This window comes from Pseudomonas sp. CM27 (genome assembly GCF_013179515.1).
Taxonomy (GTDB): Bacteria; Pseudomonadota; Gammaproteobacteria; order Pseudomonadales; family Pseudomonadaceae; genus Aquipseudomonas.
The window spans coordinates 14,388-31,703 of record NZ_JABMCN010000026.1; the positions used below are offsets into that span (position 1 = coordinate 14,388).

A 17,316-nucleotide genomic window follows, 5' to 3' on the forward strand; every position below is an offset into this window, starting at 1 on the left:
GCAGGAATCGGCTGTCTGGTTTCTTCATACCGCAAAAGCCATGACCGGAAAAAGCATTTTTACGAGATTTTGAAGTTTATTTTTCCGATTGACGATGAGGCCTTGGCGCGGACGCCAGAGGGTACTACATTCAAAAGTCATACCCTCTATTCGGCATATCCATATTCCCGGCAATCCTGCCAGCCGATACCGCTCTGCGCGGTGCTGCGCAGCAACCATTCCACTGCCGGCTGGGCCTTGGGCAGGCTGTCATGGAACTGGATCACGCCCTTGCGCCACAGCAACATCAAGGTCAACACCCGCTGCGCAGAGGCCTGGGCACTCAACGCGCCATCATCCTGGGCATCGATATCCCACAATGACACGCGCAACTGCTGGCTGGCCATGAACGACTCGCCGTCAGCCCGGCGCTGGCCATAGGGCGGCCGGAACAACGGCACATACTGCGCTGGCAGGTCGGCTTGCACCCGCGCCTGACTACGCCGCAGCGAATCCTGCCAGTCCGTCCACTGCGCGTGGGAGCGGTATTCCCAGCCCTGGATACCCACACACTGACCGTCGTAGAGCTGGCGCAAGGCATTGGCCGGCCCCGCGTCACGCCGTTGCTGCAGGCGGTTGCCGAGCACAAAGAAGGTACCTTGGAGTTTCTGTCTGCGCAGGTAGTCGGTGAGCAGGTCAGTGCTGCCACTGTCCGGCCCGGGGCCACCGACGAAAGTCAGCAGGAACATGCGGTCATTCAGTTCATCACCATTACGCTCACGGGGGGACAGCCGCTCCACCTCGCTGCTGGTCTGCGGCAGCAACGCCGCCTTGCGCAGTTGTTCATCCAGGTAACGGACATGGAACTGGTGGCTAGGCTCGACCCATCCGGTATAGAACGTGCCGACATCTGCAGCGAACGTAGCTGCTTGCATGCGCAAGTCAGCCATCGAAGTTACCGGGTAGCAGAACGACGCATCCTGCTCGCAACTGCGCTGCGCCTGCTGATAGCCCTGCCACAATCGCTGCCACAGCCGCGCCCGAACCAGGCGTACCTTTTGCAGGTTGATCTGCCGTAGCCCCAGCCGCGCCGCCAGTGCCGCGTCGTCGAGCAGCTCGCTTTCGTGCAGCACCTGGGCGAACGACAGGATCTCGGCGCGCGAAGCCACGTCAAACAGTGCCGGGCTGTCCAGCTGCTCGGGCCACAGGCTGCGGTCGAGGCTGACCTGGGTGGAAGGGGCGGCTTGCACAGTCAGGCTCAGCAGCGCGACCAGCAAGGCAGAGGCAATGCGCACGGTGGAAGGCTCCGCAACGGCAAAACGCGAACTATAGCGCCTGCTTCGGCCATGGTCTGTGACTATCGTCGCCATAGTTTGGACTTGCACCGCCCAACCCGTAGAATCTGCGGTCAAAGATGCCAGGAGCCGACCCGATGCTGACGGTGATTTCCCCCGCCAAGACCCTCGACTACGACACCAAGCCTGTGACCGAGCGTTTCACCCTGCCCCAGTACCTGGACGATTCCCAGGAACTGATCCAGCAGCTGCGCGACCTGTCGCCAGCGCAGATCAGCGAGCTGATGCACCTGTCCGACAAGCTTGCCGGTCTGAATGCCGCGCGCTTCGGCAGCTGGACGCCAGACTTCACCCCGGCCAATGCCAAGCAGGCGCTGCTGGCGTTCAAGGGTGACGTGTACACCGGCCTCGACGCCGAAAGCCTGGGCGAGGACGATTTCAGCTACGCGCAAGACCACCTGCGCATGCTCTCGGGCCTTTACGGCCTGCTGCGTCCGCTGGACCTCATGCAGCCCTACCGCCTGGAGATGGGCACCAAGCTGGCCAACGCCCGCGGCAAGGACCTGTACGCCTTCTGGGGCACGCGCATCAGCGAATGGCTGAACCAGGCGCTGGCCGAACAGGGCGATGACGTGCTGTTGAACCTGGCCAGCAACGAGTATTTCAGTGCAGTGAAACGTAGCGCGCTGAACGCTCGGGTGATCAATGTCGATTTCAAGGACTGGAAAAACGGCCAGTACAAGATCATCAGCTTCTACGCCAAGAAAGCCCGCGGCATGATGAGCCGCTTTGTGATCCAGCAGCGCATCAGCGATCCCGAACAGCTCAAGCGGTTCGATGTGCAGGGGTACTACTACAGCGCCGAGCAGTCCAAGGCGGATCATCTGGTGTTTTTGCGCGATCAGCCTGCTGAGTAAGCCCGCTATGCCCTCTTCGTGGGTCAATCGGATCGCCTTCAGGGGGGGGCATCCAGGCTGACAGGGGCTCGCCGCAAGAGATGCAGCGCCTGTCAGCCCTGATGCGGGCCCTGCGCGAGCGGCGGTGCGGCGACCGGTTAACCCGCAAAGAGGCCAGCCGCCCTGTAGCCGGCCATGGCGCAAACTGCCACTACGCCACAAATCCGGCGTCAATAATCCACCACCCCTCCCTTTATCGCCAACCGTCATAAGACCGTTCATACCTTTTTTGACGAATCTCGAAAAATATTTTCCGATACTGGCATAAAAACATCTCGTAACAGTCTCACCCTTGATACACGGGGGTAAAACACCTGCGTGCTATCAAATTGAAACTGCGCCCAACTGAATAAATATTTAGAAATCTTTCATCCCGGCAGAATCCACACAGGAACTTCTCCTGCAACCCATCGCTCATAGTGCCGTAACGATTTTCCTGCCTACGGGTTGTGAGAGATGACTTACAGATGACAATGGCAGGTATCCGCTACCTGCCGCGATAACTTAGATAGGCAGGCCGGAATCTCCCGCAGCCCCTGTCCATGCAGGAGACAAGCGTCCCTTACAACTCGTCCTAGTGGTTGATTTCAAAGGATTTATCCCACTTGAAAAAACAAGCACAGCAAAGCGCCAAGTAGCACTTTGCAATTAAGACGGCTGCATTTCAGGGCACGTTTTTAATTAATGGCTATTTAATGCCTATTTGAGTGCATAACTTTTTGCGCTCCGGATTTATTTTGCCTGCGCTCGGTGAAGTGTGCATTCGCCATGGACCCGTGCGCCTTGAAACTGTTGTTAATCCATCCAGCACGGCACTTTCCGCAGTGGCCGGCGTGATAAACACATGAGGTGATAGCGATGCGTATCAGCATCTTTGGTTTGGGTTATGTGGGTGCAGTCTGTGCAGGCTGCCTGACGGCGCGTGGCCATGAAGTGATCGGTGTGGACGTGTCCAGCACCAAGATCGACCTGATCAACCAGGGCAAGTCGCCCATCGTCGAACCTGGCCTGGAAGCACTGCTGCAACAGGGCATCGCCAATGGCCGCCTGCGCGGCACCACCGACTTCGCCGAAGCCATCCGTGCCAGCGACGTGTCGATGATCTGCGTGGGTACGCCCAGCAAGAAGAACGGCGACCTGGGCCTGGAATACATCGAGTCGGTGTGCCGCGAAATCGGTTACGTACTGCGTGACACCACCCGCCGTCACACCATCGTGGTGCGCAGCACCGTGCTGCCAGGCACCGTCAAGAACGTGGTCATCCCGATTCTCGAAGACTGCTCGGGCAAGAAGGCCGGGGTCGACTTCGGTGTCGCGGTCAACCCCGAGTTCCTGCGTGAGAGCACCGCGATCAAGGACTACGACCAGCCGCCAATGACCGTCATCGGCGAACTGGACAGTGCCAGCGGCGACATCCTCCAGGCACTGTACGAAGAGCTCGACGCCCCGGTCATCCGCAAGCCGATCGAAGTGGCCGAGATGATCAAGTACACCTGCAACGTCTGGCACGCCACCAAGGTCACCTTTGCCAACGAAATCGGCAACATCGCCAAGGCGGTAGGCGTCGATGGCCGCGAGGTGATGGAAGTGGTCTGCCAGGACAAGGTCCTGAACCTGTCCCAGTACTACATGCGCCCAGGCTTCGCCTTCGGCGGCTCGTGCCTGCCCAAGGACGTGCGCGCCCTCACCTACCGCGCCGCCAGCCTCGATGTCCGCGCACCGCTGCTCGACTCGCTGATGCGCAGCAACGAATCGCAGGTGCAGAACGCCTTCGAGCTGATCGAAAGCCACGACAAGCGCAAGGTCGCCCTGCTCGGCCTGAGCTTCAAGGCCGGCACCGACGACCTGCGCGAAAGCCCGCTGGTGGAACTGGCCGAGCGCCTGATCGGCAAGGGCTACCAGCTGGACATCTACGACGAGAACGTCGAGTACGCCCGTGTCCACGGCGCCAACAAGGACTACATCGAATCGAAGATCCCGCACGTGTCGTCGCTGCTCAACGCCGATTTCCAGAAGGTCATCGACAACGCCGACATCATCGTCCTCGGCAACCGTGACGAGCAGTTCCGTGCGCTGGCCCAGCAAGCGCCGGCCGGCAAGCAGGTGATCGACCTGGTCGGGTTCATGAACAACCCGACCAGCACCACCAGCCGCACCGAAGGCATCTGCTGGTAAGTGCCCGGCCAGGCGGCACAAGGGTTCTGTACAGAGCCGTTGTGCCGCCCACCCTTTCCCGAATTCTCCACGGATGCTGAACATGCAAAGGCTCCAGACAGTGCTGTTGCAGTGCGCCGGTTGGCTGCTCTACATGAGCCTGCTCATGCTGATCGCCCTGGCCCTGCCAGCCGATATCTTCGACTCGCAGTCGAAGCACTTCATCTTCCTGGTCGGCGCAGTCGGCATCTGGCGCTATTCCATGGGCGCCACCCATTTCATCCGCGGCATGATATTTCTCTACGGCGTGTACCCGTACCTGCGCCGCAAGGTACAGAAAATGGGCGACGCGACCAACCCGTCGCATGTGTACCTGATGGTGACCAGCTTCCGTATCGAAGCGCTGACCACCGCCCAGGTGTACAGCTCGGTGATCCGCGAAGCGATCAACTGCGGTTTCCCCACCACCGTGGTCTGCTCGCTGGTGGAGATGTCGGACGAACTGCTGGTGAAAAGCCTGTGGGCCAAGTACAACCCGCCGGCCCACGTAAAGCTGGACATCGTGCGCATCGCCGGTACCGGCAAGCGCGATGGCCTGGCCTACGGCTTCCGCGCCATCTCGCGCATGCTGCCGGACGAGAACGCGGTGGTGGCGGTGATCGACGGTGACACCGTGCTGGCCGATGGCGTGGTGCGCAAGACCGTGCCGTGGTTCAAGCTGTTCGCCAATGTCGGCGGCCTGACCACCAACGAATTCTGCGAAGTGCGTGGCGGCTACATCATGAGCGAATGGCACAAGCTGCGCTTCGCCCAGCGCCACATCAACATGTGCTCGATGGCCCTGTCCAAGCGCGTGCTGACCATGACCGGGCGCATGTCGATGTTCCGCGCCAGCGTGGTGACCAACCCCGAGTTCATCGCCGACGTCGAAAGCGACTCGCTGATGCACTGGCGCCTGGGCCGCTTCAAGTTCCTCACCGGTGACGACAAGTCCAGCTGGTTCAGCCTGATGCGCCTTGGCTACGACACCTTCTACGTGCCGGACGCCGCCATCAACACGGTCGAGCACCCGCCGGAGAAGAGCTTTTTCAAGGCCAGCCGCAAGCTGATGTACCGCTGGTACGGCAACAACCTGCGGCAGAACTCCCGTGCCCTTGGCCTGGGCATGCGCCGCCTGGGGCTGTTCACCAGCATCGTGCTGTTCGACCAGCGCGTGTCGATGTGGACCAGCCTGCTGGGCCTGACCGTGGCGGTCATCGCCAGCCTCAAGTTCGGCCTTGCCTTCCTGCTGGTGTACCTGCTGTGGATCGGCATCACCCGGCTGATCCTCACCGTGATGCTGCTGTGCTCCGGCCACAAGGTCGGCCCGGCCTACCCGCTGATTCTCTATTACAACCAGATCATCGGCGCGCTGATGAAGATCTACGTGTTCTTCCGCCTCGACAAGCAGTCGTGGACGCGTCAGCCCACTGCCCTCAAGCGTGACCTCGCCAGCTTTCAACAATGGTTCAACACCTGGTCCTCGCGGACCATGACCTTCTCGGCCGCCAGCATCTTCGTTGCTGTGCTGTTCATGGTCGTGTGAGCCCAACCCGGATCGGATCTAACAGGAACAAACCACCATGAATACCGCCGTGAACGTCAATGTCGTGCATGAGTCCGAAGCCCAGCGCCAACACGCCCGGGTGCGCATTCCTGCCAAGCTGCGCTTTCTGGATGCCCAGCGCCAGACCCACGAAGTGAAGGTCGATGACCTGTCCGCCGGTGGCCTGAGCTTCCACACCAAGCAGCCGCTGTCGGTGGGCGATGTGCTGCGCGGGCGCCTGCAGTTCGTGGTCGACAACCTGGGCCTGTCGATCGACATCGAGTTCCAGGTGCGCTCGTACAACCCGAGCAGCGGCCGTACCGGTGCGCAGTTCCAGAACCTCGAACCGCGCGACATCGCCACGCTGCGGCACATCATCACCAGCCACCTGTCCGGCGAGCTGATCAGCATCGGCGACGTGCTCAGCACCCTGCAGCGCGACAACTTCACCAAGGCCCGCAAGCAGAAGGACGGCGGCAGTGGCCTGAGCGCCTTCGGCCGCCTCAAAGCGGTTACCGTCACCCTCGGCGTGTTCGTGGTCGGCGTCGCCGCCTTCGGCTTCGTCGCCAAGTCACTGTACGGCATGTACTTCGTCAGCCATGCCGAAGCCGGCGTGGTCGCGGTGCCTACCACCAACATCACCATGCCGCGCGACGGTACCGTGAACAGCCTGGTGCAAAGCGGTGGGCAGGTCGCCAAGGGCGCGCCACTGGCCAGCTTCACCACCAGCATGCTGGACATGCTCAAGGGCAACCTGGACGACGCGCAGCTGGACCCGGCAAAAATCGAGGAGCTGTTCGGCAAACAGCTGTCCGGCACCCTCACCAGCCCCTGCGATTGCGTGGTCGCCCGCCAGCTGGTGGACGACGGCCAGTACGCCGCCAAGGGCCAGCCGATCTTCCAGCTGATCCCGCGTACCACCACGCCGATGGTCGAGGCGCGCTTCAGCTACCGCCAGTTCGACGAGGTCAAGCCAGGTACCCGGGTCAACTTCCAGGTCGCTGGCGAAGACGACGTGCGCACTGGCCAGATCGTCAGCAGCAGCAGCCTGGACAGTGAAAACCTCGCCTCGGACATCCGTGTGCAGATCAAGCCCGATGACGGCATGCCAGCCGAACTGGCCGGCCGCCCGGCTTCGGTCAACAGCGACCGTGGCCCGTCGTTCAACTGGCTGATCGACAAAGCCATGGCCCGTGGGCTGTAAGAGGATCACCACATGATTCCCTACAAGAAAAGCGCCAGCCTGGGCCTGTGTGCCCTGGCTGCAGCCATCGCCTTGGCCGGTTGCGCCGGTCTGCCCGACCAGCGCCTGGCCAACGAAGCCATGAAGCGCGGCGACACAGCGCTGGCCGAGCGCAACTACAAGGCCCTGGCCGACCTGGGCTACAGCGAAGCGCAAGTGGGCCTGGCCGACATCAAGGTCGCCAGCCGCGACCCGTCGCAAATCAAGGAAGCCGAGGCCACCTACCGCGCCGCTGCCGCCACGTCGCCACGTGCTCAGGCACGCCTCGGGCGCCTGCTGGTGGCCAAGCCCGACAGCACCCAGGCCGAACGCGAAGAAGCCGAAACCCTGCTCAAGCAAGCGGCCCGCCAAGGCGAAAGCAACACCCTGATCCCGTTGGCGATGCTCTACCTCAGCTACCCACAGAGCTTCCCCGCGGTCAACGCGCAGCAGCAGATCGACCAGTGGCGCGCCGCCGGCAACCCGGAAGCGGGCCTGGCCCAGGTGCTGCTGTACCGCACCCAGGGCACCTACGACCAGCACCTGGGCGAGGTCGAGAACATCTGCAAGGCGGCGCTGAACAGCACCGACATCTGTTACGTAGAACTGGCCACCGTGTACCAGACGCGTGCCCAGGCCGACCAGCAAGCCGCCCTGCTCGGCCAGCTGAAATCCGCCTACGCCCGCGGCGCCGTGCCGGCCACCCGGGTCGACAGCGTCGCCCGGGTGCTGGCCGACCGCAGCCTCGGTCAGACCGACGAGAACACCGCCAAGGCCCTGCTCGAGCAGGTGGCCCCGGCCAACCCGGCATCCTGGGTCAGCCTGGCGCAGCTGGTATACGACTTCCCCGAACTGGGCGACACCGACCAGTTGCTGGCCTACATCGACAAGGGCCGCGAAGCCGAACAGCCACGTGCCGAACTGCTGCTGGGCCGCCTGTACTACGAAGGCAAGACCCTGCCGGCTGCCGCCAGCAAAGCCGAACAGCACCTGCAGGCAGCTGCCGATGCCGGCGAGATCAGTGCCCATTACTACCTCGGCCAGCTGTACCGCCGCGGCTACCTGGGCAATGTCGAACCGCAAAAAGCCGTCGACAACCTGCTGACTGCTGCCCGTGGCGGGCAGAACAGCGCCGACTACGCCCTGGCCCAGCTGTTCAGCGAAGGCCACGGCATTCGCCCGCAACCGGGTGACGCGTGGGTATTTGCGCAGCTGGCCCAGGCCAACCCGACGCCGCAGTCCGCCGAACTGCTGCAGCAGCTCGATCAGCAACTGACGCCTGAGCAGCGCAACCAGGCCCGGCAACTGCTGGCGCAAGAGCAGCAGGCACGCGGCAGCATGAGTCAGGGCGCCAACAGCACCCTGGCCATCGAAGCCCTGCAAGACGACGAAAAAGAAGTAGACGGTGAGGACTCGCTATGACGCTCAATCCCTTCGTGAAAGCCGGCATCGGCCTGAGCTTCGCCCTGCTGTGGTCCTGCCCGACCCTGGCGGAAATGACCGCTGAAAAAAACTTCGGCCTGGATGTGAAAATCACCGGCCAGTCAGAAGACGACCGTGACCTGGGCACCCGCTCGGGCGGGGACGTCAACGGCCTGGGCCTGGACCTGCGCCCCTGGGTCTACGGCGAACGCGGCAACTGGAGCGCCTACGCCATGGGCCAGGCCGTCGCAGCCACCGACACCATCGAAACCGACACCCTGCGCCAGAATGACGACGGCACCAGCACCGACACTGGCGACGACAGCCGCCAGCCTGACAAAAGCTACCTGGCCATGCGCGAGTTCTGGGTCGGCTACAGCGGCCTCACCGCCTACCCGGGCGAGCAGTTGCGCCTGGGCCGCCAACGCCTGCGCAGCGACGACGGCATGTGGCGAGACACCAACATCGAGGCGCTGAACTGGACCTTCGACACCACCCTGCTCAAGGCCGACCTGGGCGTGGCCCAGCGCTTCAGCGAATACCGCACCGACCTCACCGAGCTGGCCCCGGAAGACAAGGACCGCACGCACATCTACGGCAACGTCGCCACGCAGTGGACCCCAGGTCACTGGGTCGGCGTGCGCGCCCACCACAGCCATGACAGCGGCAGCCTTAAAAGCCCCGGCGAAACCGTCGACGCACTGGACAAGACCCGCACCGGCGACCTCACCTGGCTGGGCCTGGAGGCCAACAGCGACGCCTACAACTGGCGCAATGACCACACCGTCAACTACTGGGGCAGCGTCACCTGGCTGACCGGTGACCGCGACACCCTCAGCAGCCAGGCTGTCGGCAACGACCAAGTGGCTACCGGCAAGCAGAGCGGCGACGTCAACGCCTGGGCCACCGACCTGGGCATCCGCCTGCGCCTGGACCCGCAGTGGCAGGTCGGTGCGGCGTACGCTCGCGGCAGCGGCGGCGGTGGCGACGACGGCTCGAACAATTTCGAGCAGACCGGCCTTGAGAGCAACCGCTCCAACTTCACCGGCACCCGTTCGCGCGTGCACCGCTTCGGTGAAGCCTTCCGCGGCGAGCTGGGCAACTTGCAGGCCGCCACCCTGTTCGCCTCCTGGCAGTTGCGCGACGACTACGACGCCAGCCTCATCTATCACAAGTTCTGGCGTGTCGATGGCAACCAGAACATCGGCTCCAGCGGCATCAACGCGGTGGTCAACGACAACGGCGTCAACCGCCCCCTGGTCGACGGCGAAAAAGACCTTGGCCAGGAAATGGACGTGGTCGTGACCAAGTACTTCAAGCAAGGCCTGCTGCCCGCTTCGATGAGCCAGGCCATCGACGAACCGTCCGCCCTGGTACGCCTGCGTGCCGGCGTGTTCAAGCCGGGCGACGCCTATGGCAAGGAAGCGGACTCGTACATGCACCGCGCCTTCGTCGACGTCATCTGGCGCTTCTGAGGCCGAGGACCAGCCATGAACCTTCACCCGCACTTACGCCACAGCCTGTTGGCCAGCGCCTTGCTGCTGGCCAGCGGCCTGGTCGCTGCCGCAGAGCCCCAGGTGATCGCCAAGGAACTGCAGCAGGCCAAGACCTACACGATCTCCAGCGCGCCGATCGAGCCGCTGCAGATGGACCCGCCAAAGCTGCCCGACCTCACCGGTTTCACGGCCGAGGCGGTACAGAAGAAAATCGACCGCAGCCACAAAGGCAAGGTCAGCCTGCGCCGCATGTTCCAGGAGGACAGCCTCAAGGAGTTTATCGGCGGCGACAACAAGGCGGCCGAATGGGTACAGCGCCAGCACGGCATCCCGCAGGCGATCTTCGTCGATGACGGCCATGTCGACCTGGTCGAACTGAGCAAGAAGGTGCCCAGGCAGTACTTCAGCGAAGTCGAGCCTGGCGTGTACCTGGCGCGCCTGCCGATCGTGGTCGGGCAGAAGGGCATGCTCGAGATCGACGGCAAGGTCAAGCAACTGCGCCTGTCGCAGGAAGGCGGTTCGTTCCTGGTCAACGACGGCAAGCTGTTTGTCAGCGACACCCAGGTGACCGGCTGGCGTGAAAAGGACAACGGCCCGGCCACCTTCCGCTCGCCCAAGGAATTCCGCCCGTTCCTGCTGTCGTGGGGCGGCACCGAGACCTACATCGTCAACAGCAAAATGGCCAGCTTCGGCTACGCCAAGTCCAAGTCGTATGGCGTGAGCATTTCGCAGTACACGCCGAACATGGCCAAGCGCATGGGCCGCCCGGAGCCCACCGGCTGGATCATCGGCTCGGAGTTCAGCGACATGTGGTACGGCTTCTACTGCTACGAGACCCAGGATTTCGTGGTCAAGGACAGCACCTACCGCGACAACATCGTCTATGGCATCGACCCGCACGACCGCTCGCACCGCCTGATCATCGCCGGCAACACCGTGTACGGCACCAAGAAGAAGCACGGCATCATCGTTTCGCGTGAGGTGAACGACAGCTGGATCATCAACAACAAGAGCTACGACAACAAGCTCTCGGGCGTGGTGATCGACCGTAACAGCGTCAACAATCTGATCGCCTACAACGAGATCTACCGCAACCACACCGACGGCATCACCTTGTACGAAAGCGGCGACAACCTGATCTGGGGCAACAAGCTGATCAACAACCGTCGCCACGGCATCCGCGTGCGTAACAGCGTGAACATCCGCCTGTACGAGAACGTGGCCATGGCCAACGGCCTGGTGGGCGTGTATGGCCACATCAAGGACCTGTCCGACACCGACCGCGACATCGCCCTCGACCCGTTCGACACCAAGGTCTCGCTGATCGTGGTGGGTGGCGAGCTGGTGGCCAACGGCTCCGGCCCGCTGTCGATCGACTCGCCGCTGTCGGTCGAGCTGTACAAGGTCGCCATGCTCGCCCCGCGCAAGGCCAGCGGCATCAGCCTCAACGGCGTGCTGGGCGAGCGCCAGGACGAAATCCTCGACCTGCTGGTTCGCCAGCAGAAGGCTGTGCTGATCGACCCGGTCGAACGCCAGACCGAAATGATCGATTAAGGAAGCCCAGACCATGACTCCACACCTGATGAAACTGCTGGGCCTGTCCGCCGCCCTCCTGGCGATCAGCCAGGGCGTGCGCGCCGAAGAGGTCAAGGCCCCTTCCTTCAGCGCCGAGCCTTGCTGCCAGCTGTGCCCTGAAGCGCATGATGCCAGCCGCTATACCACCCGCTACCAACAGAACTTCACCACGCTGGTGCAGGCCAAGGGCGACTGGCTGTTCCGTACCCGCGAAGACCTGCGCACCGAGTTCAACACCACCCCGGCCGGCTACAAGCGGCTGCAGCAAGTGCACGACGCCTTCAAGAAGCGCGGCGTGGAACTGGTGGTGGTGTACCAGCCAACCCGTGGCCTGGTGAACCGCAACATGCTCAACCCGGCCGAAAAAGCCGCGTTCGACTACCAGAAGGCCCTGGGCAACTACCAAGCCATGCTCAAACGCTTCGCCAGCATGGGCTACAACGTCCCCGATCTGTCGCCGCTGACCAACGAGCAGCTGGCTGCCGCCGACCAGGGCAAGGACTTCTACTTCCGTGGCGACCAGCACTGGACCCCTTACGGTGCCCAGCGTGCGGCCAGGATCGTGGCCGATACCGTGCACCACATGCCGGCCTTCGAAGGCGTGCCGCGCAAGGAATTCGAGACTACCAAGTCCGGGCGCATGGGCAAGACCGGCACCCTGCACAACGTTGCCGGCCAGCTGTGCAACACCAGCTACGCCGTCCAGTACATGGACCAGTTTGCCACCGAGCCGAAAGGCTCCACCGGCGGCGGCGACGACCTGTTCGGTGACAGCGGCAACGCGCAGATCACCCTGGTCGGCACCAGCCACAGCGGCAAGAACTACAACTTCTCGGGTTTCCTCGAACAATACATCGGCGCCGACGTGCTCAATGTCGCCTTCCCTGGCGGTGGCCTGGAAGGCTCGATGATCCAGTACCTGGGCAGCGAGGAGTTCCAGAAAAACCCGCCGAAGATCCTGATCTGGGAATTCTCCCCGTTGTACCGCCTGGACCAGGAAACCATCTGGCGGCAAATCCTTGGCCTGCTCGACGACGGCTGCGACGACCGCCCGGCGCTGATGAGCGCCAGCGCCACCCTCAAGCCGGGCAAGAACGAGCTGATGGTCAACGGCAAGGGCGGCGTGATCAAGGACCTGATCAACCGCAACCTGCAGATGGACGTCAAGTTCGACGATCCGTCGGTGAAGGTGCTGCAGGCCACCCTGTGGTACCTCAACGGCCGCCACGAAGACATCAAGCTGGAAAAACCCGAGACCTCCGATACCGACGGCCGTTTCGTCTTCCAGATGCGCGAAGACGAGGACTGGGCCAGCCAGAGCCTGCTGGCGTTCGAAGTACAAGGGCCGGAAAACGGTACCCAGAAGGTCGAGGCCAAGCTCTGCAAACGCAACAACTTCGCCGTTCCTGCGCAAACCGCGCAGGCCGGCCAGTGAGGCGAACATGACTGTATCCAAGCGAATCTTCCGCCCTGCCCTGCTGGCCCTGGCGCTGTGCGCAGGCGCCGCGCAGGCTGCGCTGGTGCCCCCGCAGGGGTATTACGAGGGCATTGAAAAGCTCAAGACCGGCGACGGCAACTTCCGCTGCGAAGCCGCACCAAAGCCGTACACCGGCGCGCTGCAGTTCCGGAGCAAGTACGAGGGTTCGGACAAGGCCCGGGCGACGCTGAATGTCGCCTCGGAGAAGGCCTTTCGCGATTCCACTGCCGACATCACCACGCTGGAGAAAGGCGTCAGCAAGATGGTCGGCCAGTACATGCGTGACGGCCGCCCGGCGCAGCTCGATTGCACCCTGGCCTGGCTGGGCAACTGGGCACGCGCCGGTGCGCTGCTGTCCACCGACTACAACCACACCGGCAAGTCCATGCGCAAATGGGCGCTGGGCAGCATGAGCGGGTCGTGGTTGCGCCTGAAGTTCTCCAACTCGCAGCCACTGGCCGCGCACCAGGCCGAGGCCGAGCTGATCGAGAAGTGGCTCGCCCGCCTGGCCGAACAGACCGTGCGCGACTGGAGCGACCTGCCGCTGCAGAAGATCAACAACCACAGCTACTGGGCCGCCTGGTCGGTGATGGCCACCGCCGTGGCCACCGACCGTCGCGACCTGTTCGACTGGGCCGTGAAGGAATTCAAGGTGGGTGCCAACCAGGTCGACGAGCAAGGTTTCCTGCCCAACGAAATCAAGCGCAAGCAGCGTGCCCTGGCCTACCACAACTATGCCCTGCCGCCGCTGGCGATGATCGCCAGCTTCGCCCAGGCCAATGGCGTGGACCTGCGCAGCGAAAACAACTTCGCCCTGCAGCGCCTGGGCGAAGGCGTGCTGGCGGGCGCCCGCGACCCAAGCCATTTCAAGGCGCGGGCCGGTGAGAAACAGGACATGAAAGACCTCAAGGTCGACAGCAAGTACGCCTGGCTCGAGCCGTGGTGCGCGCTGTACCACTGCGTGGGCGACACGCTGGAGCGCAAGCATGAGATGCAGCCGTTCAACAGTTTCAGGCTCGGCGGCGATTTGACCCGGGTCTACGACCCGAGCGCAGAAAGCAAGAAGTAGCACACCCCAATGCGGGGGTGAAATCTGTGGGCGCTGGCTTGCCGGCGAGGGGCCGCGAAACGGCCCCTGACTACCGATGGGCAAGGCTTCGCCTTGCATCGCCGGCAAGCCAGCTCCCACAGAGGTACTAAGTTGCCTTCCGGTCTTGCGCTGGGGGGTTTGGGGGGCGCTTTGCCCTGGATGCTGTGAACAAATTAGGAGAACCGGGATGGTCTTCTCGTCCAACGTGTTCCTGTTCCTGTTCTTGCCGATATTCCTCGGCCTGTACTACTTGAGCGGGCAACGCTATCGCAACCTGCTGCTGCTGATCGCCAGCTACGTCTTCTATGCCTGGTGGCGGGTGGACTTCCTGGCCCTGTTCGCCGGGGTCACCCTGTGGAACTACTGGATCGGCCTGAAAGTCGGTGCCGCTGGGGTGCGCACCAAGCCGGCGCAGCGCTGGCTACTGCTGGGCGTGGGTGTCGACCTGGCGATCCTCGGCTACTTCAAGTACGCCAACTTCGGCGTCGACAGCCTCAACGCGATCATCAGCTCGTTTGGCCTGGAGCCGTTCATCCTCACCCATGTGCTGCTGCCGATCGGTATCTCGTTCTACATCTTCGAGTCGATCAGCTACATCATCGATGTGTACCGCGGCGACACCCCGGCCACCCGCAACCTGATCGACTTCGCGGCGTTCGTGGCGATCTTCCCGCACCTGATCGCAGGCCCGGTGCTGCGCTTCAAGGACCTGGTGGACCAGTTCAACAACCGCACCCACACCCTGGACAAGTTCTCCGAAGGCTGCACCCGCTTCATGCAGGGCTTCATCAAGAAAGTGTTCATCGCCGACACCCTGGCGGTGGTCGCCGACCATTGCTTCGCCCTGCAAAACCCCACCACCGGCGATGCCTGGCTGGGCGCCCTGGCCTACACCGCGCAGCTGTACTTCGACTTCAGCGGCTACAGCGACATGGCCATCGGCCTTGGGCTGATGATGGGCTTCCGCTTCATGGAAAACTTCAAGCAGCCGTACATCAGCCAGTCGATCACCGAGTTCTGGCGGCGCTGGCACATCAGCCTGTCGACCTGGCTGCGGGACTACCTGTACATCACCCTGGGCGGTAACCGCAAAGGCACCTTCAACACCTACCGCAACCTGTTCCTGACCATGCTGCTGGGCGGCCTGTGGCACGGTGCCAACTTCACCTACATCATCTGGGGCGCCTGGCATGGCATGTGGCTGGCGATCGAGCGGGCGCTGGGCCTGGACACCAACCCGCAGCGCTTCAACCCGGTCAAGTGGGCCTTCACCTTCCTGCTGGTGGTGGTCGGCTGGGTGATCTTCCGCGCCGAGAACCTGCACGTGGCCGCCCGCATGTACGGCGCCATGTTCAGCTTCGGCGACTGGCAGCTGTCGGAACTCAACCGCGCGCAGCTCACCGGCCTGCAGGTGGCCACCCTGGTGATCGCCTACCTCACCCTGGCGTTCTTCGGCCTGCGCGACTTCTACCGCAACGCCCGGCCGACGCCAACGGCCACCCCGGTGCAAATCAACAGCGACGGCTCGCTCGGCCTGGACTGGACCCGGGTAATGACCCGCGCCCTCGTCTTGCTGCTGTTCGTGGCCTCGATCCTCAAGCTCTCGGCGCAGAGCTACTCGCCGTTCCTGTACTTCCAGTTCTGAGGTGGATGACATGACCCGGACATTACGCATCACCTATTCGCTGTCGTTCCTCGGCCTGCTGGTGGGCATGGGCGCCTGGTCCACCGGTGGCCTGCAGAGCTTCCAGCGCACCGAGCAGATGACCCTGCTCAACGGCAAGCTGGCCAAGGCAGCCGAGACCCACTACGACGAAGAATTCCCGATCAAGCGCCTGGGCACCAACCTGTGGGCGGCGATGGACTTCAAGCTGTTCAACGAAGGCCGCCCCGGTGTGGTGCTGGGCCGCGACCAGTGGCTGTTCAGCGACGAAGAGTTCAAGCCCACCGCCGGTGCCGAGCAACTGATGCAGGAAAACCTGGCACTGATCCGCGGCGTGCGCGACACCCTGCAGCAGCACGGCAGCCAGCTGGTGCTGGCGATCGTACCGGCCAAGGCGCGGGTCTATTCCGAGTATGTCGGTAAAGAAGCACCTGCCAGCCTGCATGACGACCTGTACAACCAGTTCCACGCCCAGGCACGCCAGGCCAACGTGTTCGCCCCGGACCTGATGGCACCGCTGGAGCAGGCCAAGGCCCGCGGCCAGGTATTCCTGCGCACCGACACCCACTGGACGCCAATGGGCGCCGAAGTCGTGGCCCAGGCCCTGGCCGAAGCGGTGGCGCGGCAAAGCCTGCTCGACGGCGAACCGCAGACCTTCATCACCGAAGCCGGCAATACCGCACCGTACAAGGGCGACCTGACCAACTTCCTGCCGCTTGACCCGCTGTTCAGCAACCTGCTGCCGGCGCCGGACACCCTGCAGCAACGCACCACCCGGCCTGCCGAGGCCGAGGGCGAAGGCGGCGATGCGCTGTTTGCCGACACGCAGATTCCGGTGGCGCTGGTAGGCACCAGCTACAGCGCCAACCCGCACTGGAACTTCCTCGGTGCGCTGCAACAGGCCTTGCGCAGCGACGTGGCCAACTACGCCGAAGACGGCCACGGCCCGCTGCTGCCAATGCTCAAGTACCTGCAAAGCGACGCCTTCAAGAACGCCGCGCCACAAGTGGTGGTGTGGGAATTCCCCGAACGTTACCTGCCGATGAAGAACGACCTGAGCAGCTTCGATCCGCAGTGGATCGCGCAGCTGAAGAACGCCCGTAAATCCGAAGAAAACCTGGCCTTGTCGTCCGCCCGGACGAACCATTGATAGAGAGGAAATGCACATGACTACCAAGACTTCCATTGCCAAAGCCCTCACCCTTGCGGCCGGCCTTTCCCTTGCGTCCATGCACGCCTTCGCCGGCGCCGACGCTGCGCTGTATGGCCCGACTGCACCCAAAGGCTCCACCTTCGTGCGCCTGTTCAACGCCGCCAGCGCACCGGCTGCTGCCAGCGTCGGCAACACCCAGATCAAGCAGGTTGGCGCCCAGGCCAGCAGCGACTTCAGCTTCCTGCCGGG

General features: G+C 63.1%; 13 protein-coding genes. 12 read left to right on the plus strand and 1 reads right to left on the minus strand.

Annotated features, from left to right (window positions below; all coding sequences use genetic code 11):
- Nucleotides 1–146: 146 nt before the first annotated feature.
- On the minus strand, nucleotides 147–1,274 hold the full coding sequence (locus HP547_RS05430) for a polysaccharide deacetylase family protein (protein WP_172285682.1): 1,128 nt from the start codon (nucleotides 1,272–1,274) through the stop codon (nucleotides 147–149).
- Between the two features lie 137 nt (nucleotides 1,275–1,411).
- On the opposite strand from HP547_RS05430, the gene yaaA reads away from it, so the two are divergent.
- From yaaA to HP547_RS05490, 12 genes are all read left to right on the plus strand, one after another.
- On the plus strand, nucleotides 1,412–2,191 hold the full coding sequence (gene yaaA, locus HP547_RS05435) for a peroxide stress protein YaaA (RefSeq protein WP_172227160.1): 780 nt from the start codon (nucleotides 1,412–1,414) through the stop codon (nucleotides 2,189–2,191).
- Between the two features lie 897 nt (nucleotides 2,192–3,088).
- Nucleotides 3,089–4,405, plus strand: coding sequence for a nucleotide sugar dehydrogenase (locus HP547_RS05440; protein ID WP_172227162.1), 1,317 nt, complete (start codon nucleotides 3,089–3,091; stop codon nucleotides 4,403–4,405).
- An 82-nt stretch (nucleotides 4,406–4,487) separates the two neighbouring features.
- Nucleotides 4,488–5,969, plus strand: coding sequence for a glycosyltransferase family 2 protein (locus tag HP547_RS05445; RefSeq protein ID WP_172227164.1), 1,482 nt, complete (start codon nucleotides 4,488–4,490; stop codon nucleotides 5,967–5,969).
- Nucleotides 5,970–6,006: 37 nt separating this feature from the next.
- Nucleotides 6,007–7,173, plus strand: a complete 1,167-nt coding sequence (locus HP547_RS05450; RefSeq protein WP_172227166.1) for a PilZ domain-containing protein — start codon at nucleotides 6,007–6,009, stop codon at nucleotides 7,171–7,173.
- A gap of 12 nt (nucleotides 7,174–7,185) precedes the next feature.
- The gene (gene algK / locus HP547_RS05455; protein WP_172285683.1) at nucleotides 7,186–8,613 is read left to right on the plus strand and encodes an alginate biosynthesis TPR repeat lipoprotein AlgK; all 1,428 of its coding nucleotides are present in this window, start codon (nucleotides 7,186–7,188) and stop codon (nucleotides 8,611–8,613) included.
- Complete coding sequence (locus tag HP547_RS05460) at nucleotides 8,610–10,088, plus strand: alginate export family protein (RefSeq protein ID WP_172285684.1); 1,479 nt, start codon at nucleotides 8,610–8,612, stop codon at nucleotides 10,086–10,088. Before algK ends, HP547_RS05460 begins: the two co-directional genes overlap by 4 nt.
- Before the next feature lie 15 nt (nucleotides 10,089–10,103).
- Nucleotides 10,104–11,663, plus strand: a complete 1,560-nt coding sequence (gene algG, locus HP547_RS05465; RefSeq protein ID WP_172285685.1) for a mannuronan 5-epimerase AlgG — start codon at nucleotides 10,104–10,106, stop codon at nucleotides 11,661–11,663.
- A 13-nt stretch (nucleotides 11,664–11,676) separates the two neighbouring features.
- Nucleotides 11,677–13,119 carry an alginate O-acetyltransferase gene (locus HP547_RS05470; protein ID WP_172230687.1) on the plus strand — a complete coding sequence of 481 codons (1,443 nt, stop codon included), beginning with the start codon at nucleotides 11,677–11,679 and terminating at the stop codon, nucleotides 13,117–13,119.
- Between the two features lie 7 nt (nucleotides 13,120–13,126).
- Nucleotides 13,127–14,230, plus strand: a complete 1,104-nt coding sequence (locus tag HP547_RS05475) for a mannuronate-specific alginate lyase (RefSeq protein WP_172230690.1) — start codon at nucleotides 13,127–13,129, stop codon at nucleotides 14,228–14,230.
- Between the two features lie 208 nt (nucleotides 14,231–14,438).
- A complete protein-coding gene (locus tag HP547_RS05480) occupies nucleotides 14,439–15,896 on the plus strand; it encodes an MBOAT family protein (RefSeq protein WP_172285686.1) in 1,458 nt (485 codons plus the stop codon).
- 10 nt (nucleotides 15,897–15,906) lie between these two features.
- The gene (locus HP547_RS05485) at nucleotides 15,907–17,064 is read left to right on the plus strand and encodes an alginate O-acetyltransferase (RefSeq protein WP_172220749.1); all 1,158 of its coding nucleotides are present in this window, start codon (nucleotides 15,907–15,909) and stop codon (nucleotides 17,062–17,064) included.
- A gap of 16 nt (nucleotides 17,065–17,080) precedes the next feature.
- Nucleotides 17,081–17,316: alginate O-acetyltransferase AlgF (locus tag HP547_RS05490; RefSeq protein ID WP_172285687.1), on the plus strand; the 236-nt coding region annotated here is incomplete at its 3' end.